Source organism: Methylobacterium sp. CB376 (genome assembly GCF_029714205.1).
In the GTDB taxonomy this organism is placed as follows: Bacteria; Pseudomonadota; Alphaproteobacteria; order Rhizobiales; family Beijerinckiaceae; genus Methylobacterium.
Window position 1 is genome coordinate 5,516,366 of sequence record NZ_CP121648.1, and the last position, 21,191, is coordinate 5,537,556.

17 protein-coding genes are annotated in these 21,191 nt (G+C 74.5%); 6 read left to right on the top strand and 11 right to left on the bottom strand.

What is annotated here, in order from left to right:
• The first annotated feature begins 264 nt into the window (after positions 1-264).
• Together ilvD and QA634_RS25420 are read left to right on the top strand one after the other, a co-directional pair.
• Positions 265-1,998 (top strand): dihydroxy-acid dehydratase, encoded by a 1,734-nt coding sequence (gene ilvD, locus QA634_RS25415; RefSeq protein WP_012334770.1) that lies wholly within the window; start codon positions 265-267, stop codon positions 1,996-1,998.
• Positions 1,991-2,857: a tetratricopeptide repeat protein gene (locus QA634_RS25420; RefSeq protein WP_050777585.1), complete on the top strand. Its 867-nt coding sequence runs from the start codon at positions 1,991-1,993 to the stop codon at positions 2,855-2,857. The genes ilvD and QA634_RS25420 overlap by 8 nt, the downstream gene beginning before the upstream one ends.
• A gap of 144 nt (positions 2,858-3,001) precedes the next feature.
• Here QA634_RS25420 and QA634_RS25425 read toward each other — a convergent pair whose 3' ends face one another.
• From QA634_RS25425 to QA634_RS25445, 5 genes are all read right to left on the bottom strand, one after another.
• On the bottom strand, positions 3,002-3,625 hold the full coding sequence (locus QA634_RS25425; protein ID WP_012334772.1) for a glutathione S-transferase family protein: 624 nt from the start codon (positions 3,623-3,625) through the stop codon (positions 3,002-3,004).
• A 97-nt stretch (positions 3,626-3,722) separates the two neighbouring features.
• Positions 3,723-5,051: a lysine N(6)-hydroxylase/L-ornithine N(5)-oxygenase family protein gene (locus tag QA634_RS25430; protein ID WP_012334773.1), complete on the bottom strand. Its 1,329-nt coding sequence runs from the start codon at positions 5,049-5,051 to the stop codon at positions 3,723-3,725.
• Complete coding sequence (locus QA634_RS25435) at positions 5,048-6,883, bottom strand: IucA/IucC family protein (RefSeq protein WP_265576418.1); 1,836 nt, start codon at positions 6,881-6,883, stop codon at positions 5,048-5,050. Before QA634_RS25435 ends, QA634_RS25430 begins: the two co-directional genes overlap by 4 nt.
• An 8-nt stretch (positions 6,884-6,891) precedes the next feature.
• Positions 6,892-7,956: a GNAT family N-acetyltransferase gene (locus QA634_RS25440; protein WP_012334775.1), complete on the bottom strand. Its 1,065-nt coding sequence runs from the start codon at positions 7,954-7,956 to the stop codon at positions 6,892-6,894.
• 1 nt (position 7,957) lies between these two features.
• Positions 7,958-9,724: an IucA/IucC family protein gene (locus QA634_RS25445; RefSeq protein WP_012334776.1), complete on the bottom strand. Its 1,767-nt coding sequence runs from the start codon at positions 9,722-9,724 to the stop codon at positions 7,958-7,960.
• 165 nt (positions 9,725-9,889) lie between these two features.
• Here QA634_RS25445 and QA634_RS25450 point away from each other — a divergent pair, with 165 nt between their 5' ends.
• Positions 9,890-11,197 carry an MFS transporter gene (locus QA634_RS25450; protein WP_012334777.1) on the top strand — a complete coding sequence of 436 codons (1,308 nt, stop codon included), beginning with the start codon at positions 9,890-9,892 and terminating at the stop codon, positions 11,195-11,197.
• Here QA634_RS25450 and QA634_RS25455 read toward each other — a convergent pair.
• Genes QA634_RS25455 through QA634_RS25470 form a run of 4 tightly spaced genes read right to left on the bottom strand, consistent with a single transcriptional unit; the run spans position 11,098 to position 14,976 of the window.
• Positions 11,098-12,354, bottom strand: a complete 1,257-nt coding sequence (locus QA634_RS25455) for an MFS transporter (RefSeq protein ID WP_012334778.1) — start codon at positions 12,352-12,354, stop codon at positions 11,098-11,100. The two genes, QA634_RS25450 and QA634_RS25455, sit on opposite strands and share 100 nt — an antisense overlap.
• A complete protein-coding gene (locus tag QA634_RS25460; protein WP_012334779.1) occupies positions 12,351-12,743 on the bottom strand; it encodes a hypothetical protein in 393 nt (130 codons plus the stop codon). Before QA634_RS25460 ends, QA634_RS25455 begins: the two co-directional genes overlap by 4 nt.
• 2 nt (positions 12,744-12,745) lie before the next feature.
• Complete coding sequence (locus QA634_RS25465) at positions 12,746-12,910, bottom strand: hypothetical protein (protein ID WP_265576419.1); 165 nt, start codon at positions 12,908-12,910, stop codon at positions 12,746-12,748.
• Positions 12,907-14,976, bottom strand: coding sequence for a TonB-dependent receptor (locus QA634_RS25470; protein ID WP_265576420.1), 2,070 nt, complete (start codon positions 14,974-14,976; stop codon positions 12,907-12,909). Before QA634_RS25470 ends, QA634_RS25465 begins: the two co-directional genes overlap by 4 nt.
• A gap of 204 nt (positions 14,977-15,180) precedes the next feature.
• Between QA634_RS25470 and QA634_RS25475 the strand changes: the two genes are divergently transcribed.
• Positions 15,181-16,185, top strand: a complete 1,005-nt coding sequence (locus QA634_RS25475; RefSeq protein ID WP_012334780.1) for a helix-turn-helix transcriptional regulator — start codon at positions 15,181-15,183, stop codon at positions 16,183-16,185.
• Positions 16,186-16,333: 148 nt separating this feature from the next.
• Here the strand turns inward: QA634_RS25475 and puuE are convergent, their stop codons facing one another.
• Both puuE and QA634_RS25485 read right to left on the bottom strand, forming a co-directional pair.
• Positions 16,334-17,770 carry an allantoinase PuuE gene (gene puuE / locus QA634_RS25480; RefSeq protein WP_012334781.1) on the bottom strand — a complete coding sequence of 479 codons (1,437 nt, stop codon included), beginning with the start codon at positions 17,768-17,770 and terminating at the stop codon, positions 16,334-16,336.
• Positions 17,771-17,888: 118 nt separating this feature from the next.
• Positions 17,889-19,160: a glycosyltransferase family 4 protein gene (locus tag QA634_RS25485; protein WP_043701591.1), complete on the bottom strand. Its 1,272-nt coding sequence runs from the start codon at positions 19,158-19,160 to the stop codon at positions 17,889-17,891.
• 306 nt (positions 19,161-19,466) lie between these two features.
• Between QA634_RS25485 and QA634_RS25490 the strand changes: the two genes are divergently transcribed.
• Positions 19,467-19,787: a rhodanese-like domain-containing protein gene (locus QA634_RS25490; RefSeq protein WP_012334783.1), complete on the top strand. Its 321-nt coding sequence runs from the start codon at positions 19,467-19,469 to the stop codon at positions 19,785-19,787.
• Positions 19,788-19,977: 190 nt separating this feature from the next.
• Positions 19,978-21,099, top strand: a complete 1,122-nt coding sequence (locus QA634_RS25495) for an efflux RND transporter periplasmic adaptor subunit (RefSeq protein WP_341850700.1) — start codon at positions 19,978-19,980, stop codon at positions 21,097-21,099.
• Positions 21,100-21,191 lie beyond the last annotated feature (92 nt).

The following is a 21,191-nucleotide window of genomic DNA, read 5'->3' on the forward strand; positions in this document are numbered from 1 at the left end:
CCAGGATTGCCCTCAACCGCCCCCCCTGCCGCCCCGATCCCGCCATAAACCGACGGCACCTCAACGGCCACGTTAAACGGCTGTCCCCACAACGATTTACTGCGGCGAACCGGGTGCCCCGGGGGATCGCAGGCGACGCTGGCGGAGTTACCGTCAGGGGTGTCGTTCAGCGCCGTCATGCGGCCTCCAAAAGGACGCATGGCGGGAGGATCAGGGCTCGGGGCAAACCGACCGATCCGGCAATCAGTGAGTACGGGACAGGCCATGGACGCGCGTCACACCATCGACAAGTCGAGGCTCCCCAGCCGCCACGTCACCGAGGGACCGGCGCGGGCGCCGCACCGCTCCTACCTCTACGCGATGGGGCTCACGCGCGAGCAGATCCACCAGCCTCTGGTCGGCGTCGCCTCGTGCTGGAACGAGGCCGCGCCCTGCAACATCGCCCTGATGCGCCAAGCGCAGGCGGTGAAGAAGGGCGTGGCCGCCGCCGCCGGCACGCCGCGCGAATTCTGCACCATCACGGTGACGGACGGCATCGCCATGGGCCACCGGGGCATGCGCGCCTCCCTGCCCTCCCGCGAGGTCATCGCGGATTCGGTCGAGCTGACCATGCGCGGCCACGCCTACGACGCCCTCGTGGGCCTCGCCGGCTGCGACAAGTCCCTGCCCGGCATGATGATGGCGATGGTGCGCCTCAACGTGCCGTCGATCTTCATCTATGGCGGCTCGATCCTGCCCGGCACCTTCCGGGGCCGGCCCGTCACCGTCCAGGACCTGTTCGAGGCGGTGGGCAAGCACTCGGTCGGCGCGATGAGCGACGAGGATCTCGACGAGCTGGAGCAGGTCGCCTGCCCCTCGGCCGGGGCCTGCGGGGCGCAGTTCACCGCCAACACCATGGCGACCGTCTCCGAGGCGATCGGCCTCGCGCTGCCCTACTCGGCCGGCGCGCCGGCGCCCTACGAGATCCGCGACAAGTTCTGCGCCGCGGCCGGCGAGATGGTGATGGACCTGCTCGCCAGGAACATCCGCCCGCGCGACATCGTCACCCGCCGGGCGCTGGAGAACGCCGCCACCGTGGTGGCGGCCTCCGGCGGCTCGACCAACGCGGCGCTGCACCTGCCGGCGATCGCGCACGAGGCGGGCATCTCCTTCGACCTGTTCGACGTCGCCGAGATCTTCAAGCGCACCCCCTACGTCGCGGACCTGAAGCCGGGCGGGCGCTACGTCGCCAAGGACCTGTTCGAGGTCGGCGGCATCCCGCTGCTGATGAAGACCCTCCTCGACCACGGCTTCCTGCACGGCGACTGCATGACCGTGACGGGCCGCACCATCGCCGAGAACCTCGCCAAGGTCGCCTGGAACGACCAGCAGGACGTGGTGCGCCCGGCCAACACCCCGATCACCCCGACCGGCGGCGTGGTCGGCCTGAAGGGCAACCTCGCCCCCGAGGGCGCGATCGTGAAGGTGGCCGGCATGGCGCCGGACCGCCAGGTCTTCGCCGGTCCCGCCAGGGTCTTCGACACCGAGGAGGCCTGCTTCGAGGCGGTGCAGAACCGCCAGTACAAGGAGGGCGACGTTCTCGTCATCCGCTACGAGGGTCCGAAGGGCGGCCCCGGCATGCGCGAGATGCTGGCGACCACGGCCGCCCTCTACGGCCAGGGCATGGGCGACAAGGTCGCGCTCATCACCGACGGTCGCTTCTCCGGCGCGACCCGCGGCTTCTGCGTCGGCCATGTCGGCCCGGAGGCGGCGGTGGGCGGCCCGATCGGGCTGCTCAAGGACGGCGACATCATCCGCCTCGACGCGATCCAGGGCACGCTCACGGTCGACCTCTCGGACGAGGAACTGGCCGAGCGGCGCAAGGCCTGGGCCCCGCGCGGCAACGAGGCGACCTCCGGCTATCTCTGGAAATACGCGCAGACCGTCGGCCCGGCGGTGAACGGCGCGGTGACGCATCCGGGCGGTGCCCAGGAGACGCTCGCCTATGCGGATGTGTGAGGGCGGCGCTCGGTCCGGATCGGGACCCGGCCGCCGGACCCTGGGCGCCGTGCTGATCGCAGCCGCGCTGATCGGGGCCAGCGTCGGGGCCGGAGATTCCGCGGCGGCGCTCGACGCCGCCGCGCGCACCCCCGTGCCGGCGGGCGGCTACCGCAACGTGCGCGAGGCCGTGCGCTCGGGCGTGCGCGACTACAATGCCGGCGACAAGGAGGGCGCGGCGCGCGCCCTCGAATACGCGGCGGGCCAGGGCCACGCCCTCGCCCTGTGGAAGCTCGGCCGCATGTACGCGGAGGGCGACGGCGTCCCCCACGACGATCTCAAGGCCTTCGAGTTCTTCTCGAAGATCGCCGACGAGAACGCCGATGACGGGCCCGATTCCGCCAACGCCACCGTGGTGGCGAGCGCCTTCACGGCGCTCGGCCGCTACTTCCTGGACGGGATCAAGGGCTCCTACGTCCAGCCGAACGTCGAGCGCGCCTACGAGATGTTCAACTACGCGGCCTCGTATTACGGGGACCCGAACGCGCAGTACAATCTCGCCCGGCTCTACCTCGACGGAACGGGCGTGGCGCAGGACACGCGGCAGGCGGCGCGCTGGTTCAACCTCGCGGCCGAGAAGGGCCACCCGGCCGCGCAAGCCCTCCTCGGCCAGATGCTGATGAACGGCCAGGGCGTGCCGGTGCAGCGGGCGCGCGGGCTCGCCTGGCTGACGCTCGCCCGCGACGCCGTCGAGGGCCCCAAGGATCAGTGGATCGTGACCCTGCAGGAGCAGGCGCTCGCCTCGGCGAGCGAGCGCGACCGGGCCGAGGCGCAGGCGCAGGTGGACGGGTTCTACCGCCGCAGCGCGCGGGCGCGCTGAGGCGGCCGCCCGGCTCCGCATCTCCCGCCCGGTCGCGCCGCACGAGAGAAGCGCCCGATCACGGTGCAACCGGACGCTGCTCTCGGTCCGTGATCGTGCCGCATCGTCCTCGACGAACCGGCATCCGCGTCGTCGGAAAATGCTCTAGCCCTTGCGCGCCGCGACCGCGGCCGTGAACGCGCGCCGCTCCAGGATCCCGGCGAGCCAGCCGGCGAGGCGGGGGAAGCGCTCCGCATCCACCTCCTCACCGGCGAGGCGCAGGTTCACGAAGCCGGTGGCGACCGCGATGTCGGCGAGGCTGAACGCGTCGCCGACGAGGAAGGGCCCGGAGATCTGCGTCTCCAGGTAGCCGAACAGCCGCGGCTGCTCCTCGTCGATCGCCCGGCGGGCAACCGCCTCGTCGCCCGGCAGCTTCAGCACCTTGGGCCGCAGCACGCGGTGCACGAAGGGGCGCAGCAGCGGCCCCATCAGCTCCGTGTCGGCGAACTTGTCGAACCAGACCGCCCGGCCGCGCGCCCGCGGCTCCGCCGGGAGCAGCGCCGGCCCCGGATAGGCCGCGTCGAGGTAGTGCAGGATCGCGGAGGAATCGGCGATGCGGAAATCCCCGTCGCACAGGGCCGGGATCTTGCCGAGCGGGCTCGACGCCCGGAACTCCGTGTCAGGATCGTGGAAGCGGAGCGGGACGTGCTCGAAATCGAGCCCCTTCTCGAACAGCCCGACCAGCACCTTGCGCACGAAGGGCGACACGCTGCTGCCGTAGAGCTTCACGGCCTTCCTCCCTCTGGGGAGCCGGGAGACTATCAGGTGACCCGGCCCGAAGGCGAGCGACGAGGCCGATGGCGCGCCGTCGCGGCCGCGACCGGCCTCACTCCTCCGCGCAGGACGCGTCGACGCGCCAGGCCCGCTCGGGCGGGCCGGACCACGCGACGGGCGATGGGCCTTGAGCGAGGTCGAAGCAGGGGCGCCCCGCGAGCGCGTTGACGATCACCGCGCTGCGCCACGCCATCAGGCTCAGCTGCGGCTCGGCGATCCCGTGGCTCGTCAGCCCGGCATTGAGCGCGAAGATCCGGCAATGGTCGGGCCCGTCCCAGCGGATCGCGAAATCCGCGGAGGGCTGCGGGCGCCCGTCCGCGTCGAGGGCGAGCCGGTGCCGGATCGGGGCGAGGCAGTCGGGCAGGGCGTAGCGGTAGCCGGTCGCGAGGATGACCACCTCCGTGCGAAGCACCTCGATCCCCCCGTCGAAGCCGTTGCGCATCACGAGCCGCGGGACGCCCCCGGTCGCGTCCGCGTCGCGCACGTCGCGGTGCGGCAGGAGGCCGACCGCGGGCCCCTCCGGCTCCAGGTGCCGCAGGGCGTAGAGCCGGCGGTAGAGCGCCCGCAGGGTCTCGGCCGAGATGCCGTCCCCGGCGAGCTTCTGGCGGGCCACGATGGCCCGCCGCCGCGGCTCCGGCAGGTCGCGGAAGCGCTCCACGTAGTGCGGGGTGAACACTTCGTTGGTGAAGGGGGTCGCGTCGAGGGGGAGGAAGTTCGGGCGCCGGCTGATCCAGTCCACCCGCGCGGGCGCGTCGCGGCCCCGCCCGAGAAGGTCGAGGACGATCTCCGCCCCGCTCTGGCCGCCGCCCACCACCGCGACGCGCCGGCCGGCCGTGCGGTCGAGGGCGAAGGCGGCCTTCGAGGCGTGGAACCATTGCGGCTCCGGCAGCTTCGCGGCGAAGTCCGGAACCGCCGGACGCAGGCCGACGCCGAGCGCGAGGTTGCGCGCGCGCACGGGCCCGCCGGCCCGCGGACCGTCGCAGGCGAGCACGAAGCTGTCCTCCGCGAAGGTCACCTCGCGCACCGCCGTGCCGATGCGCAGGGACGGCAGCCGCGCCGCCACCCAGGCGAGGTAGCGGGCGAATTCCCGGCGCGGAACCTCGGCGAAATCGGCGTTCAGGAACTCGTAGAAGCGCTTCTGCGCCACGAGGTAGGCCATGAAGCTCCACGGGCTCGTCGGGTTCGTCGCCGTGACGAGGTCCTTCAGGAAGGAGGTCTGCAGGCTCACCCCCGGCAGCATCATGCCGGGGTGCCAGTCGAAGGCCGGCTCGCGCTCGAAGAAGCGCGCGTCGAGGTCGCCGACCGCGTCGGCCTGGGCCGCGAGACTGAGGTTGAAGGGACCGATGCCGATGCCGGCGAGATCCAGCGGAGATCCGGTCACTGTGCGCGCGCTCCTGCGGCTGCGGCCTGCTCGGCCCGGTGGAGGGGGTTGAGGAGGGGGCTGCCCGTCCGCGGGACGGGACGCTGGCTCGACGCGCCGTAGCCGAGGGCGAGGCGCACGCGGTTGATGCACACGCGCGGCACCGTCGGCGCGAAGAGGTCGAAGAGGGCGAAGCGTCCGGCGAGGTCGGGATGGGCCGCCTGGTAGCGGCGCAGCACCCGGGCGAGCGCCGCGTAGAACCGGATCTCCGGGAGGCCGTCGTGCTGGGCGAGCGCGTCCGAGACGAAGCGCAGCACGCTCGCGAAGTGCCCCGTCTGGAGGTGCTGCAGGAGGTGCGCGGCGGGCCGGCGCAGCAGCGTCTCGCGCACGCCCTCGGGCAGGTCCCCCGCCTCCGGGAAATCCTGGTCGACGAGGTCGCAATCGCCCTGGAAATCCTTGAGCGCGACCCCGCAGGGCACCGCGTCCCGCAGCACCAGGGTCACGTTCTGGCCGTGCGCGACGAAGCCGACGCCGTAGCGGCACAGGAAGTGGTAGAGCGGCACCGCGACGCGCGCGAACAGGTGCTCCAGCCACGCCTCCGCCCCGAGGCCGGACCTGGCGACGAGCGCGCTCACGAGCGGCCGGCCGTCCGCGCCCCGCTTGGTCAGCGCGCCCATCATCAGCGCCTGCTCGCCCGCGCCGAGCCGCGCCGCGACGGCGTCGCGCCAGATCGCGCCGAGCATCTCCCGGTGCTGATAGGGCGCGTCCGCCACCCGCTCGTGGACGGGGTGCGGGTAGAAGGCGCCGGCGCGCTCGCGCAGGACGATCGTGCCGGCGAGCGCCGGGTCGCGCGCCGCCCGCTCGGCGAGCCAGCCCGAGAGGGCCGGGCCGATCGCCATGTACTTGCCGGGCACGCCGCGCCACGCCGAGGTGTTGAGCACCGTCAGCGCGAGCTTCACGTCGAGGCGCGCGGCCGGGTCGCTGCCGGCCAGGGTGCGCAGCGATTGCTGCGGCAGGAAGGGGCTGCCGAAGACCCCCAGGGGAACGAGGCGCCCCGCCGCGATCTCGCCCGCGAACTGGAACGCGATCACCCGGTCCCACTGCCAGGGATGGATCGGCAGGAGCAGGAACCGGTCGAGCCCGAGCCCTCGCGTCCGGCAGGCCTGCGCGAGGCGCGCCCGCTCGGCGGGGTCGAGGGCGTCGGCGACGAGCGCCGCCTCGTCGAGGCCCGGCTCCAGCGTCAGGCGGCAGGCCGCGCGGTCGGCGGCGGCCCAGACGAGCCGCACGCCCGCCCGGAACTCCGGCGCGTAGGCCTCGAAATCCGCCAAGCCCCAGCCGATCCGGCCCTTGCTCGCCGGGGCCTTCGGGTGCCCGTCGAGGACTTGCTGCACCATCCGCTCGGGCAGGGCGAGGAGGTCGGCCCCCTCGCCCGCGGCGGCGATCCGCGCGTCGGCCGCGAGCGTGCTGTACAGTTCCTGCACGTAGGTGCAGAGGGTGTCGGGCGCGATGCCGAGCGGCTCGCGCGCGTCGACCAAGAATCCCGGCGCGTCCCCGGCCGGGACCGGCCGCCCGCCCTCCTCGCGCAGGAGGCTCTCCGGGTCGATCGCGAGGTTGCCCCAGATCCGGCGCGCGGCGGTGAAGCGGTAGGCGACGCCGCCCGGCAGGCGCAGCGCCCAGCGCGTGCCCGCCGCGTCGGTCGGCTCCGGCGCGAGCGCCTCCTCGAAGGCGAGTTCGCTGATCGCCTTGGCGATCACCGCGCGGTTGAGGCGCAGCCACAGCGCGGCGCCGACCGGCGCGCCGCCCGGCAGCGGGCCGAGGCCGGGCCCGCGCTGCCCCTCCGGCGGGCGCGGCACGCCCGCGCTCACAGCGGCACCTCGCGGAAGAACCGCTCGCGCTCGCAGCAGACCAGCGCCGCGCGCTTGTGCGGGAAGTCGAACTCCTTCAGCACCGCGTAGGCCGTGGTGGCGCAGTAGCTCAGCATCTTGCGGTGGGTGGCCCGGGGCTCGCCCATGATCCGGCGCGTGCGCGGCTCGTCGAGGAACAGGCAGTGGGTGACGGCGGTGAACCACGCCTGCGTGCGCGGCCGGCCGAGGTGGCGGGGATCGCCCACGAGGCCGTGCCAGCCGCGGTCGAAATCCTCCGCGTCGTAGTGGGGCCCGAGGCGATCCTCCTTCGCCCAGTAGACCTCGAAATAGGCGACCGGCTCGTCGTCGAACGCCCCGATCACGCCGTAGAGGTGCGGGTCGGCCTCCTGCTCGGCGAGGTAGCGATCGAGCGCGGCCTCGCTCCCGGCGAGGTCCCAGTAATGGGCGACCCGCTCCTGGTTCATCCAGCCGTGGAAGAGGGCGAGGTCGCGACGGCGGTCGATCGCCCGCAGCGACAGCGTCGTCCCGAGGCGCGGCAGCCAGCGCCGGTAGAAGGTGCCGGTCGGCCGCGGGGGCCGCAGCGGGCGCCCCTGCGCCGATCCGGGGGCCGCGCGCAGGAGCGGGTAGGCCGTCGCGGCGGGCCGGCCCCAGAGGAGCGGCAGCTGGTGGAAGGCCGCGCGGTCGACGAGCGCCTCGCCCTCGCGGCGGTCGGTCGCGAGCCCGAGCAGCGCGGGGCCGTCGGCGACGCGCAGGCGCACCGCCCCGGGGCAGCGCTGGAAGGCCGCCTCGGCGAGCACCGCCACGAGGTCCGCGTCGTCCGGGTGGGTCCCGAGCGGGGCGTCGAGGACGAGGCGGGCCGTGTCGCTCCCGTCCGTGCGCAGCTCCGCCCCGCCGAGGGGCGCGCCCTCCCGCCGCACCGTGAGCCGCGCGGCATTCGCGTCGCTCGGCTCGCACAGGACCGCGATCATCCCCTCCCGCCGGGCCGGCCAGTGCCGGCTCGTCGCGGCCGCGACGTCGAGGGCGAGCCCGGCCCCGGCCGCGATCCTTCCCTGCGCGGTCACGTCAGCGCCCCGCGATCGGGTTGGGGAGCGGCACGTACTCCGCGAGCGGGTCGGTGACCTCGGTGTTCTCGTCGATGTCGCGCAAGCCGATCATGAAGTTTCCCTTGCTGTCCAGGGTCGGGCTGGTGAGGAGGTGGTCGAGGCAGGTGCGGTCGCGCAGCGGCCCCGCGGCGAGCTCCGCGAGGACGTCCCGCAGGAGGCCGATCAGGTCGGACTCGGCGGCGAGCCCCGCGAGCGCGAGGGCGCCGACGACCGAGAACAGGCTGTTGACGACGAGGTAATAGCCCATGATGCGGGCCGCCTCCGGCGCACCGAACAGGTGGCCGGCCTCGAAGGCGAGCCCCGGGGCGGCCGCGCGCAGGGCCGGCAGGGCCTCGCGCACGTAGCCCGTGCCCTGGCAGTCGCGGAACCAGGCCCGGTCGGGCCAGCCCCCGCTCAGGCCGAGCACGAGGTTCTGCTGGTGCGCGCCGAAGAGCAGGCCCTCGTCCGCCTGCAGGACCAGGAGCGGGGCGACCGCGACCTCGAGGAAGCGCCGGAACCAGCGCGGTGCCACGCTCTCCGGGGCGGTCCCCTCGCGGGCCGCGACGCGGCGGATCGTGAGGGAGAGCCCGCTCTCGCGCCCGTCCGGCCCGACCTCGCACAGGGCCGCCAGGACCGCGGCCGGTCCCGCCCCCTCGCGGAAGGGGTTGTCGCGCAGGACCACCATGGTCTGCGGCAGCGCCGTCCCGTCCTCGCGCCGCAGCAGGAGGTAGGCCGGCTCGCCGAGGACCCGGAACCGGGGAAAGCGCGCGGCGACGCGCTCGCCCACCGGGCCGGCGAGCAGCCGGTCCACCACGAGGCCGCGCTCCCCCTCGGCCGGCCGGATCACCCGGGCCGAGTTGGTGAGGCGCAGGGACAGCGAGACCTTCAGCATGAAGGCCGCGCCCGGGGCGTAGAGGCTGCGCAGGGACGAGGTCGCGAACCAGGAAGCGCCGGCCTCGCCGTGGTCGACGACGAGCCCGGCCCGCATCAGCGCCCCGACCTCCGGATCGAGGGCGAGGCGCGCCGCCTGCCAGGGATGCATCGGCAGCAGCACCCGCCCCTCCGCCTCCTCCAGGATCCGGGTCGGAAAGACGGGATCCTCCTCGGCGAGATCCCGGACCAGCGCGGCGGCTTTCCGGGCGCGGGAGGCGCCCTGCGCCACGCACCAGGGCGCGGCCGACCACCAGCGCAGGGAGAAGCCCCGGCCGTATTCGGGCGCGTAGCGGCGCGCATCCGCGCGGGTGAACTCGTCCCGGCTGCGCGGCGTCGGGTGGACCGAGTGGCCGAAGCGCAGCGCCTGCTCGCCCTCCAGGAAGGCGGGGTCGCGCTCCCGGAAGGCGCCCCCGGGGGCGGCCGGGTCCGCCAGGAGGTCGGCCGTCTCCTCGAGGCTGTGGAGCACCCGCCGCAGGAAGGTCACCGCCCTGGTGCGATGCGCCCCTCCGACGATCGCCGGCTCGCCCGTCACCATGGCGGCGAATTCGGGCAGGCCCAGCGCGCGCGGCGGCAGGCCCGGTCGGTGCTCGCGGAGCGGCAGCCGGAAGGCGTGCTGCCCGACCCGCGACAGGTGCGCCACCTCCACCTCGACATGCGTCCCGCGCGCCGGCAGCGGGACGCGCACCACGACCGGCGCGCCCTCGCCATCGCCGTGCAGCGACCAGCCGGACCATTCCCGCATCAGGCTGTTCAGGAAGCACCGCGTCGCGACCCGGCACGCCTCGCCGCCGGACCGCGGTCCGAGTTCATCCATCGGAAAGCACCCCGTATCGCTGCGCAATGCCGCCCATCTAGCTGAAACTAGCCGCGTGTCGAGCAAAAAAATACTTTGTGATTGTTCTAGATAGAATTATTACGACTTGATGTTTACGTTGCGTCTGATTATGGGATGCGCGGCGCGAGCGGGCGGAGGCGTGCGATGGAGGATCCGACGGAGCGCGGCGCGGCGTGGCGGCTGGCCCTGGCGGTCTCCGGCGTCGGCTTCGGGCAATCGGCGCTGCTCGCCCTGGTACCGGTGGCGAGCGAGCGGACCGGGCTCGGCGGCGCGGCCATGGGGGCGCTGGCCTTCCTGGGCGCGCTCACCTTCCTGGTCGCGGCCCCGCTGTGGGGCGGCCTCGGGGCCGGGTGGCGCCTGCGCCGGCTCTGCGCGCTCCTCGGCGGCCTGATGGTGCTCGGCCACGGCCTCTTCGCCGCCGCCCTCCTGACGAAGGGCGCGGCGGCGCTCGGCCTCCTCGCCCTGTCGCGGCTCGTCCACGCGGCGGGGGCCGCCGGCGTGGTGCCGCACGCCCAGGCCGCGCTCGTGCGGCGCACGCCCGAGGCGGCGCGGCCCGCCATGCTCGGCCGGCTCGGGGCCGGGTTCTCGCTCGGGCGGATCGCCGGGTCGCTGGCGATGCTCGCGGGCGCGGCGTCCCCCGCCGCGCCCGTCCTGCTGCTGCTGGCGAGCCCGCTCGTGCTCCTCGCCGCCCCCGACTGGGCGGCGCCGGCCCGGGCGCCGGACGCGGCCGGGCGGGTGCGGCCCGGCCGGGGCGTGGCGCCGCTCCTCGCCGTCGCCTTCGCGGTCAGCTTCGCGCTCGGACAGGTCCAGATCGCGCTCGGCCTGCTCGTGCAGCAGCGCTTCGGCCTCTCCGCCGGGGCGGCCGCGGCGCTGGCGGGCTCGACCCTGGCCGCCGTCGCCCTCGCGGCGGTCGCGACGCAGCTCGTCCTCCTGCCCCGGCTCGGCCCCGGGCTCGGGCGCAACCTGCGCCGCGGCCTCGCCGCCCTGGCGGGCGGGGCCGCCGTCATGGCGGCGAGCCCGTGGCCCGGCCTCCTGGTCGTCGGCGGGGCGCTCGCCGGTGCCGGCACGGCGCTCGCGACGCCCCACTACGCCGCCTGGATCGCCGCCCGCACCGCCGGGGCCGCGCAGGCGCGCGCCGCCGGCTGGCTCGCGAGCGCCCACGTGGCGGGACAGGGGGCGGGCGCGCTGGCGGGCGGCGCGGCGCTGGCGCTGGCGCCCGCCGCGCCCTTCTGGTCCTGCGCGGCGGTGGCCCTCGCCGCCCTCGCGCTCTGCCTCGGGCTGAGCGAGGAGCCCACCGGCGCCGGGACGGACGCCCCCGCGGGGCCGCGGCCGCCGGAGGAGCGCGCGCCCGCTCACCCCGCCGCCTCCCGGCCGGCGCGCCGCAGCAGGCCGACCGTCGCCGCGGTGGCGGCGCCCGAGAGCAGGGCCGCGAGGCCGAACAGCGCGCCGTAGCCGAAGAGGTCGGCGAGCTTGCCCGAGACGAGGGACCCGGCGAGGTAGACGACGAGCTGGGCGCAGGCGAGGACCGTGAAATCCGTGCCCGGCTGCCCCGCGGAGGCGGCCGCCATGAACAGGCTGTAGAGGGCGACGATCTCCATGTAGCGGATCAGGGTCTGGAACCCCGCCGCCCCGAAGAGCGGCCCGTGGCCGGCGACCAGGCCGAGCGCGTGGGCGGCGAACAGGCCGAAGCAGAGGGTGCGCAGGAGGCCGAGCAGGCCGAGGGTGGCCGCCGTGCCGAGGCGCCGGACCAGCACGGCCGCCACCACCGAGCCGGCGAGCCCGGCGGTCGTCGCCGCGACGCCCGAGAGGTAGCCGATCCGGTCGAGGGGCACTCCGGCATCGACGAGGTAGGGCCCCTCCATCGCCTTCACGAGGCCCTCGCTCACCCGGTAGGTGAGCGCGACCCAGAGGATGCTGCGCACCTCGCGGCGGCGCAGGAAGGCGCGCACCGAGGGCCGCCTCGCGCCGGCCTCGGGGGCGGGATCGCCCTCCCGCATGGCGAGGGCCGCGGCGAGCGGCAGGGTCGAGGCGGCCGCGAGGGTCAGCAGCATCCAGGTCCAGCCGACGCGGTGGTAGAGGACGAGCCCGAGCGTCCCGCCGACCACCACCCCGAGGGCGACGGAGCCGCCCTGGATGGCGTTGCCGACGGGCCGATCCTCGGCGCGCAGCTGCTTCACGGCGTAGCCGTCCGTGGCGATGTCCTGCGTGGAGATCAGGAGCGAGGCGAGGAAGCCGACCGCCATGATCGGGCCGACCTGCGTCGGCCCGAACGGCACCAGCGCGAGCAGGCAGGCGATGACGCCGAGCTGGGTGACGATCACCCAGCCCGCCCGGTGGGCGCGCGCGAAGGGGCGGACGCGGTCGACCACCGGGGCCCACAGGAACTTCAGCACGAGAGGGAGGAACAGGAGGCTGAGAGAGCCGATCGCGGCGCGCGAGACCCCCGCCTCGCGCATGATCGGCGGCAGCGCCGCCGCGATCAGGTAGGAGGGGATCGCCTGCGCGACGTAGAGCCCGGCGAGCACCGCGAAGAGCCGCGCGCGGCCGGGCGCGGGCCCGGCCGCGAGGGCGGGCGGGGAGGACGGGCGCGGTCCGGCGGTCGCGGTCATTCGGTCTCCCCCCTGCCCGCGGAGCGGCCGGGGGCCTGCGCGGCGAGGAAGCGGCGGGCGCCCGCCTCGTCCTGCGTGACGGCGAGCGGCATCGACCAGAGCTTCCGGAAGGTCTCGGCCATCCGGGGCGTCGCGCCCGGCCGGACCAGGGCGATCGCCCAGCAATCCCGCTCGATGCGGGCGCGGCTGCCCTTGAACCACAGCGCCTGCGCGCGCTCCCCGGCCTGCGACAGCCGGCCCTCGCCGCCGAACACGGCGAGGAGCGCGAAGGGGCGCCCCGTCTCCGCGATCGCCGCGAGGGCGGCGAGGTAGTCGCCCTCGTCGCGCTCGCCGTGGGGCGGCACGAAGCGCAGCACGCGCAGCGCGCCCTCGTCCTCCAGGCTCACCATGGTCAGAAGGTCACCCGGTAGCCGGCCGTGACGGTGCGGCCGAGGGAATAGACCGGCAGGTTGCGCACCGAGGTGGCGGACGGGTTCTGGACGACCGCGTCGAGCAGGTTGTTGACCGCGAGATAGGCCTCGCCCCCCGCGACCGGCACCGAGAGCGCCGCGTTCATGGTGGCGCCGGCCTGATCCGGTAGCGCGTCCCCGCGAGGTCGATGCGCGCGTCGCGCCCCGAATAGCCCTCGCCCTCCAGGCGCAGGGAGACCCCGCCGTCGAACAGGTAGCTCAGCCAGACCGTTCCCCGGTAGGGCGTGGCGATGCGGTTGTTGGGCAGCCAGCTGTCGAGGCGGCCGTCCTTGTTGCTGTCGAAGCGGCCCTCCCGGTAGGTGCCGATCACGCCCACGCGCGCCCGCTCGGTGAGGGCGTAGTCGGCGGTCGCCTCCGTGCCGTAGATGAATTCGCGCTGCTGCGAGATCGTGTTGCTGACCGGGTCGAAGGTCACGCCCTCCCGCGAGGTGCTGATGAAGCCCGCGAGGCTCGCGCGCCACGGACCCTCGCCGCCGCGCAGGCCGAGCTCGTAGTTGTTCACGATCTGCGCCTCCGGGGCGATCTGCTGGAAGCCGATCGTCCGGCGCGCGGCGGGCAGGCAGGTCGGGTTCGCCACCGGGCAGGCGAAGGCGGTGGAGAGGCCCGCGCGCCGGGTATAGGCGCCGACGTCCGGCAGGGCGAAGCCCTGGGAGAAGCCGGCATAGACCTCCGCGAAGTCGGTGACCCGGTAGGTCGCCCCGACGTTGAAGGTCGGCGCCGCATAGTCGAAGTGGCTGTCCGTCACCGCGAGGGCCGGCAGCACGTAGCCCTGGTAGCCGAGCGCGTTGCGCGCCGCGAGCGCCACGAAGGCGGCCGGCCGCGTGAAGTCCTGCACGTCGAGCATGAAGGCCTCGTAGCGCATGCCCCCGCGCACGGTCAGGCGGTCGGTGACCGGGATCTGGAGCTGCGCGAAGCCCGCCGCGGTCACCTGCTGGAGGGGCGTTAACACGTCCTCGCCGCTCGTGAGCGTCTGCCGGGTCTTCTCGACGATCACGTCGCTGCCCCAGGTCAGGCGCGCGCCCGGCCAGAGCCAGTCGAGGGGCGTGTCGACGGTCGCGTTCACGCCGCCGCGGTTGGAGAACAGCGTCGATTGGTTGTTGCGGCTCGTCGGGTCGTTCGGATTGAAGGAATAATAGACCTGCGCGTTGTAGGGAAACGAGAACGTGTTGAAATTGAAGCGCTTCTGGATGTCGTTGTAGAACCCGAGGATGCTGAGCGAGCCGAGGGCGAAGTCGCGGTCGAGGTAGCGCAGCTGCAGCGACTTGGTGTCCTCCAGCACGCTCAGGCCGGTGTAGGGCTTGCCGAAGAGCGGGCGGGCGAAGGGCGGGGAATAGTCGGTCAGGTAGCGGGGCGTCTGGTCGAAGGTGAACCAGTTGAACGACATCTCGACGCGCCGCGAGGCGTCGATGTCGTAGCCGAGCTTGGCCAAGATGGTCCCGCTGCCGAAGCGGTCGCCGCCGCCCTGGCCCAGCATGGCGTCGGAGGGCATTTCGCGGCCGGCCCCGTCGTAGGTCCGCCGGCTCATCCGGCCGGTGCCCGTGAAGACGTAGTCGAAGCCGCTCGGCTCGCGCCCCGAGACCGTGGCCGAGAGCTCCGGCACGACGGAGGCGCCGACGTCGTGCGTGAAGGCGCGCGTCGCCGCGTTGATCGTGACCCGCGGCGGCCCCGGCTCCGCCTTCCTGGTGATGAAGTTCACGGTGCCGCCCGTGGCGCCGGCCCCGTAGAGGCTGGAGGCGCCCGCCACCAGTTCGATCCGCTCGACCGCGTTGAGGTCGATGAGCGAGAGGATGCGCGAGACGTCGCGCAGCGGCGTGTTGAGCGGGACCCCGTCCACCAGCACGAGGAGGTCGCGGCCGCGATAGGTCTCGGAGGCGCCCGACACCGTCTGGTTCGACGCCGAGAAGCCCGGCAGCAGCCGCGCCAGGGCCGCGGAGGCGCTCGGGCTCTGCTTGAGCTGCTCCTCGATCGCGGGCCGGCCCACGACCTGCACCGTCTGCGGGATCTCCGACACCGAGCGCTCGGCCCGCGCCGCCGTCACCGTGATCGCGTCGAGGGCGACGGTGCCGTCGGGGGCGCCCTGCGCGGCGGCCTGCGCCGTCGCGGCGATCAGGGCCGTCGTCGAGATCAGGATGGTCCGCATCGTTCCTCGCATGCCTCCAAAGCTCCCCCGCACATCCGGGGTCCCGAGCCCCTGCCCTCGCGGAGCATTCGGAGCTGACCCAATGTTCGGTGCCAGTTTTTAATCGTTACAATGTAATCTTGCTGCATTCCGGCCGATTTTCGGCGGCCGTGTTCTTTCGTAATGTTCTCTGGCTAGTAGGATTGGGCGACGACAGCTGTCTAGGACGGGAGCGCAGTGGAAGACGGACTCACGCGAAACCCGGATCCGGGGGCGCCGCCGGGCGGCCTCGCGCCGGTGTGGATCCTCGCCGAGGGCGCGCCGCCGGGCGGCGGCTTCGCGCCGCCCCGCGCCGCGGGCCGGACCGCCCCCGTCCGCCGCGCGCCGCCCCCGGAGCTCCCGTTCGGGGCCGCGGCTTTGCTGCGCCTGGAGCCGGATATCGGGCTGATGTCCTGCTTCCGCCCGACGCCCGAGACCGACCTCCCGGTGGCGAGCCCCGTCCTGCCGGGCGGCGCCGTGCTGCTGCGCCCGCACGGCGGCGCCGTCCGGGCGCGGGTGGGGGGGACCCACGTCCTCGTCGAGGACGGCGAGGCGATCCTGCTTGCGGGGCCGGCGAGCCTGCGCGTCGCGGATGCGGGGCGCCTCGACGCGCTCGCGCTGCCCGCGCGCGCCGTCACGCCCGCCATGGCGGAGGTGGCCGCCTCCCTCCGGGTCTTCCCTCGGGACAGCGCGGCCTTGGCCCTGCTGCACCATTACGGCGCGGCCCTGATGCGGGGGCTGCTGCCGGTGGCGACGGGCGCGCTGCGCGAGCACGCCCTCGGGCACATGGCGGGCCTCGTCGTGATCCTGTGCGCCGACCCGGCGCCGGGCCCCGTCCCCGCGCCCCTCGACCGCGCGGCGGCCCGGATCGGGGCGATCAAGGCCGAGATCGAGCTGCGCCTCGACGACCGCACGATCACGGCGCGGCGCGTCGCGCAGCAGCACGGGATCAGCCTGCGCTCGCTCCAGAAGCTGTTCGAGGCGGAGGGCCGGACCTTCTCGGACTTCGTGCTGGAGCGCCGGCTCGACCGGGCGTTGCGCCTCCTGCGCTCGCCCGCGCGGCGGCGCCAGCCGATCAGCGCGATCGCCTTCGAGGTCGGGTTCGGCGACCTCTCCTACTTCAACCGCACCTTCCGGCGGCGCTACGGGATCGCGCCGCGCCGGGCCCGCGCCGCGCCGGGCGATCCGCCCGAGGGCCACTGACCCGGCCGGCGCGGGGGCTTCGCTCGGCCCGCCGGCCCGCATCGCGGCCGCCCCGAGCCGGCGCCCCCTTCGGCGCAGGAGGTCCGGGGCGGCGCGAGCCGCCCGAGGGGCCGCTCAGCGCCCGCGACGGGCCGCCGCGGCGGCCGCCTCAGGCCGTCGCCGCCGAGGGGTCGGGCCGGGCGGGCAGGCGCTGGCGCAGGCGCAGCCGCGTGATCGCCTCGATCTCGGCGAGCGCCGCCTCGCGCTCGGTCTCCGGGTCGTGGCCGAGGCGCTCCTCCAGGGCGGCGAGGATCTCCTCGGGCCGGCGGTCCCGCACCGCCATCACGAAGGGGAAGCCGAAGCGGTCGCGGTAGCGGGCGTTGAGGTCGAGGAAGCGGCCGCGATCCGCCTCCGAGAGGGCGTCGAGCCCGGCGCTCGCCTGCTCGGAGGCGGAATCCGGCGTGAGCGCCGCGACCCGCTCGCCGAGATCCGGGTGGCTCCGGATCAGGGCGGTGAGCCGCTCGGGATCGGCGGCGCGCATCGCCGCGACCATCGCGGCGTGCAGCCCCTCGGCGCTGTCCTGCTCGGGGCCGATCCCGCCCGCGAGGGTGCGCTCGGCCACCCAGGGGGAATGCTCGAAGAGGTCGCCGAAATGCTCCAGGAACAGGGCCGGGCTCATCGTGCTGGGCGCCAGGTCGCCCGGCGCGTGCCGGCGGATCCAGTGCCGGGCGATGTCGAGCCGCGTCGCCACCCAGACGTCCGCGTGGCCCGCCACGTAGTCGAGGAAGCGCGCCAGGGCCGCCGCCCGGCCCGGCCGCCCGACCAGCCGGCAATGGAGCCCGACCGACATCATCTTCGGCGCGCGCTCGCCCTCGGCGTAGAGCAGGTCGAACGTGTCCTTCAGGTAGGTGAAGAACTGGTCGCCGCTGTTGAAGCCCTGCGGCGTGGCGAAGCGCATGTCGTTGGCGTCGAGGGTGTAGGGCACGATCAGGAAGGGCCCGCGCGGGCCGGACACCCAGTAGGGCAGGTCGTCCGCGTAGGAATCGGCGCCGTAGAGGAAGCCGCCCTCCTCCTGCACGAGGCGCAGGGTGTGCTCCGAGGTGCGGCCCTGGTAGAAGCCGAGCGGCCGGGCGCCGGTCACCTCCGCGTGGATGCGGATCGCCTCGCCGATATGGGCGCGCTCCTCCTCGGCGGAGAAGTCCTTGTAGTCGATCCACTTGAGGCCGTGCGAGGCGATCTCCCAGCCGGCCTCGCGCATCGCCGCGACCGCCTCCGGGTTGCGTGCCAGCGCGGTCGCGACTCCGTACACGGTCACCGGGAGGCCGCGCGCGGTGAACAGCCGCCACAGGCGCCAGAAGCCCGCCCGGGCGCCGTACTCGTAGATCGATTCCATGGTCATGTGCCGCTGGCCCAGCCAGGGCACGGCGCCGACGATCTCGGACAGGAAGGCCTCGGAGGCCCGGTCCCCGTGCAGCAGGCAGTTCTCGCCGCCCTCCTCGTAGTTGATGACGAACTGCACCGCGAGGCGGGCACCGTTCGGCCACTCGGCCTGCGGCGGGGTGCGGCCGTAGCCGATCAGGTCGCGCGGGTAGGAGGTCTCGGTCATGGCTCCGGTCCGGATTGGGAACCGCCCAGTTTAGCTCCCCGCCGCCGGGACGCCAGGGCGTGATCCGCCGCGAGCCCCCGGCGGCCCCGGGGCCGCGAGACCGGGCCCCGGGGCGCGCTCAGCCGAGCGCGTCGAGCATCGGATCCACCCGCGCGAAATGGTCCGCCCAGCTCGGCGGCGCGAAGCCGGCGAGCCGCGCCGCGAGGTCCCGGCGCGTCCGCGAGCCGGGCGCCGCCAGATCCTCGACCATCCGCATCCAGCCGAGGCCGTCGAGGGGGTGGAGGAGGGCCGCGAAGGATCCCGCCACCTCCCGGTGGACCGGGATGTCCGAGGCCACGACCGGCAGGCCGGCGGCGGCGGCCTCCACCACCGGCAGGCCGTAGCCCTCCGCGAAGGAGGGCATGAGCAGCGCGGTGGCGCCCCGCATCAGCCGCACCAGCCCCGCCGTGGACAGGCCCGCCACCTCGACGACGTGCCGCCGCACCGCCGGGCAGCGGTCGAGGAGGTCGATCAGGTTCTCGCTCTCCCAGCCCCGGCGCCCGGCGATCACCAGCCGGGGCGTCGCGGGGCCGAGCCGGGCGTCGAGCTCCCGCCACAGGGTGAGGAGCCCGGAATGGTTCTTGCGCGGCTCGATCGTCCCGCAGGCGAGGAAGGTCGGGCGGTCGGGCGCGAGCGCCTCCCCGGCCCGGGCCGCGAAGGCGGGCTCGACGCCGAGGGGGCCCACCGTGACGGGGGGCACCCGCAGGCCCGCGCCCGCGAGGTAGGCCGCGACCCGCGCGCCCACGTCGGCCGAGTTCACCACGATCGCGGCGGCGTGGCGCGAGACCGTGCGCATCCGGCGGGCGTGGCGCGCCGCCTCGCCGTCGCGGCCGTATTCCGGGTACTCGATCGGGATGATGTCGTGCACGAAGAAGACCGGGCGCACGTCGGGGCGGTCGTAGAGCCAGTCGAACCGGGCCGGCCTGTCGAGGCGCAGATGCGAGGTGTGGAGGTAGAGCGCGCCCCGCGGCAGCCCGGCGATGCCGGGCATCCGGGCGAGCCGCAGCCGGATCGCCGCCTGAACCCGCCGCCGCCGGGGCGCCGGGGCGCCGCCCGCCGCGGCCGGCACGCCCTGGCCGAGGCGCGCCGCGAGCGCCCGGTAGGCGGGGTCGGCCTCGGCGGCGGCGTCCTCCGCCCAGCCCGCGACGGCGGCCTCCACGACGGCCTGCGCCTCCGGCCGCGGGAGGAGCCGCGGCCCGAGCGGCGTCGAGACGAGGCCGAAGCGCGGTCCCGGCTGGCCGAGCGCGTGGCGCGCATAGGCCAGATCGACGCGGTCGATGCCGGTCGGATGCGCCTGGGCGAGGCGCGTGACGAGGCGGGTCAGGTCGAGGACGACGGCACGATCTGTCATGAAGGACCAGTCGAGAGAGGACCGGGCGCCCATAGACGGGCCGGCCGGCCGAGGCCAGGGTCTGTGCGATGCCGCACGTCGCAGCGCTTGCCAGCCTAAGCAGTGATGATTAATCCCAATCGTCAGCGGCAGCCCGCCCACCGGCGGGCTTCGCCCATGGCGGCGATCGGTGACGGGGCGGGCACCGGCGCGTCGCACATCTTGGGCAGATTGATTAACCTGGAGCATTGTCCGAACCGGTGGATCGGACAGATCTCCAGCATGCGGAACGGGCCGCGGGCCCGGGCCCGCACTCGGGTGGGCGACATGACGATCGTGGATTGGGATCGCGAGGCGGTGAAGCGCGGCTTGGCCGAGGGTTCGGTCCTCCTCATCGACGTGCGGGAGGCGGACGAGTTCGCGCGGGGGCACATACCGGGCTCGGTGTCGCATCCGCTCTCGACCTTCGACCTCGGCGCGCTGCAGGCGCTGATCGCCGGTGACGGCCGGCGGCCGGTGCTCTCCTGCGCGGCGGGCGTGCGCTCCGCGCGGGCGCTCGCCTACGCGCAGAGCCAGGGCGTCGCGCTCACCGAGCATTACGCGGGCGGGTTCAAGGATTGGCTCGGCGCCGGCGAGGCGGTCGAGTAGGACGGCAATCCGCCGGGCCGCCCCGCGGCCCGGCGCTCGGATCGGCAGAGAGGCCCGCGGGAGGGCCGCGCGCCGCCCGCCGGCGCGGGTCCCGCTGCGGCCGGCGCGCCCCCCGGCCCCTGGCCGGATTCCCTCAAGGCAGGCGGCCGCGTGTGGCAGCGAGACACGGGAGAGTGAGTATGCGCAGGCGCTGGCTGGCAGCGATGGTCTCGGCGCTCGTCCTGGCGGCGGGGGGCGGGCGCTCGGGCAGGCCCCGGGCGGCGCCCCGCCGACCGTGGTCGTCGCCAAGCCCGTGGTGAAGGAGGTGGTCGAGCGCGACGACTACACCGGCCGCTTCAACGCGGTCGACTACGTCGAGGTGCGCGCCCGGGTGACCGGCTACCTGGAGAAGATCCACTTCCAGGACGGCGCCGTGGTGAAGAAGGGCGACCTGCTCTTCACCATCGACCGGCGCCCCTACAAGGCGGCCCTCGACCAGGCCCAGGCCTCCCTCGCCTCGGCGCAGGCCCGCCTCACCTTCGCCCAGACCGACCTCGAGCGCGCCCAGACGCTCAGCCGCTCGGGCAACATCTCCGAGCAGGTCACCGACCAGCGCCGGCAGGCCTCGCTCACCGCGCAGGCCGACGTCGACAACGCCACCGCGGCCCTGCGGCAGGCCCAGCTCAACTACGACTTCACCGAGGTGCGCTCGCCGATCACCGGGCGCATCTCCCAGCGCAACGTGACCGAGGGCAACATCGTCATCACCGACCAGACGATGCTGACCACGATCGTGTCGCTCGACCCGATCTACTTCTCGTTCACGGTCGACGAGCGCTCCTTCCTGACCTACCAGGGCACCCTCCGGATCGGCATGGGCGCGACCCAGAAGGAGCACACGGTGCCGATCCTGGTGGCGCTCACCGGCGAGGACAAGCCGAGCCGCAAGGGCCAGCTCAACTTCGTCGACAACCGCGTCGACGAATCGACCGGCACCGTGCTGCTGCGCGCCACGGTCGAGAATCCGGACAACTTCATCAAGCCGGGCCTGTTCGGGGTGGTGAGCATGCCGGCCTCGCAGCCCTACAAGGGCGTGCTGATCCCCGACGAGGCGGTGGCGGCCAACCAGGACAAGCGCATCGTCTACGTGGTCGCGGACGACAACACCGTCTCCTCCCGCAACGTGCGCCTCGGGCCGAAGATCGACGGCTACCGGATCGTCCGCGACGGGCTGAAGGGCGACGAGACCATCGTGATCAGCGGGCTCACCCGGGTCCGGCCGGGCGCCAAGGTGACGCCGGACCGCAAGGACCTGCCCCCGACCCGGACCTGACCGGGCGTCCCGACACCCGGGGCGCGCGGCGCCCCGACACGCGGGGGCGCCGCCGCCCCCTCCGAGCGGGGCGCCCCTCCCGGAGGGGTGCC

Coding starts and splice junctions, on each gene's coding strand:
- QA634_RS25460 (WP_012334779.1), bottom strand. CDS start 12,743: ATGGTGAGCCTGGAGGACGAGGGCGCGCTGCGCGTGCTGCGCTTCGTG.
- QA634_RS25455 (WP_012334778.1), bottom strand. CDS start 12,354: ATGACCGCGACCGCCGGACCGCGCCCGTCCTCCCCGCCCGCCCTCGCG.
- QA634_RS25445 (WP_012334776.1), bottom strand. CDS start 9,724: ATGGATGAACTCGGACCGCGGTCCGGCGGCGAGGCGTGCCGGGTCGCG.
- QA634_RS25465 (WP_265576419.1), bottom strand. CDS start 12,910: ATGAACGCGGCGCTCTCGGTGCCGGTCGCGGGGGGCGAGGCCTATCTC.
- QA634_RS25420 (WP_050777585.1), top strand. CDS start 1,991: ATGTGTGAGGGCGGCGCTCGGTCCGGATCGGGACCCGGCCGCCGGACC.
- QA634_RS25470 (WP_265576420.1), bottom strand. CDS start 14,976: ATGCGAGGAACGATGCGGACCATCCTGATCTCGACGACGGCCCTGATC.
- QA634_RS25485 (WP_043701591.1), bottom strand. CDS start 19,160: ATGACAGATCGTGCCGTCGTCCTCGACCTGACCCGCCTCGTCACGCGC.
- QA634_RS25450 (WP_012334777.1), top strand. CDS start 9,890: ATGGAGGATCCGACGGAGCGCGGCGCGGCGTGGCGGCTGGCCCTGGCG.
- QA634_RS25490 (WP_012334783.1), top strand. CDS start 19,467: ATGACGATCGTGGATTGGGATCGCGAGGCGGTGAAGCGCGGCTTGGCC.
- puuE (WP_012334781.1), bottom strand. CDS start 17,770: ATGACCGAGACCTCCTACCCGCGCGACCTGATCGGCTACGGCCGCACC.
- ilvD (WP_012334770.1), top strand. CDS start 265: ATGGACGCGCGTCACACCATCGACAAGTCGAGGCTCCCCAGCCGCCAC.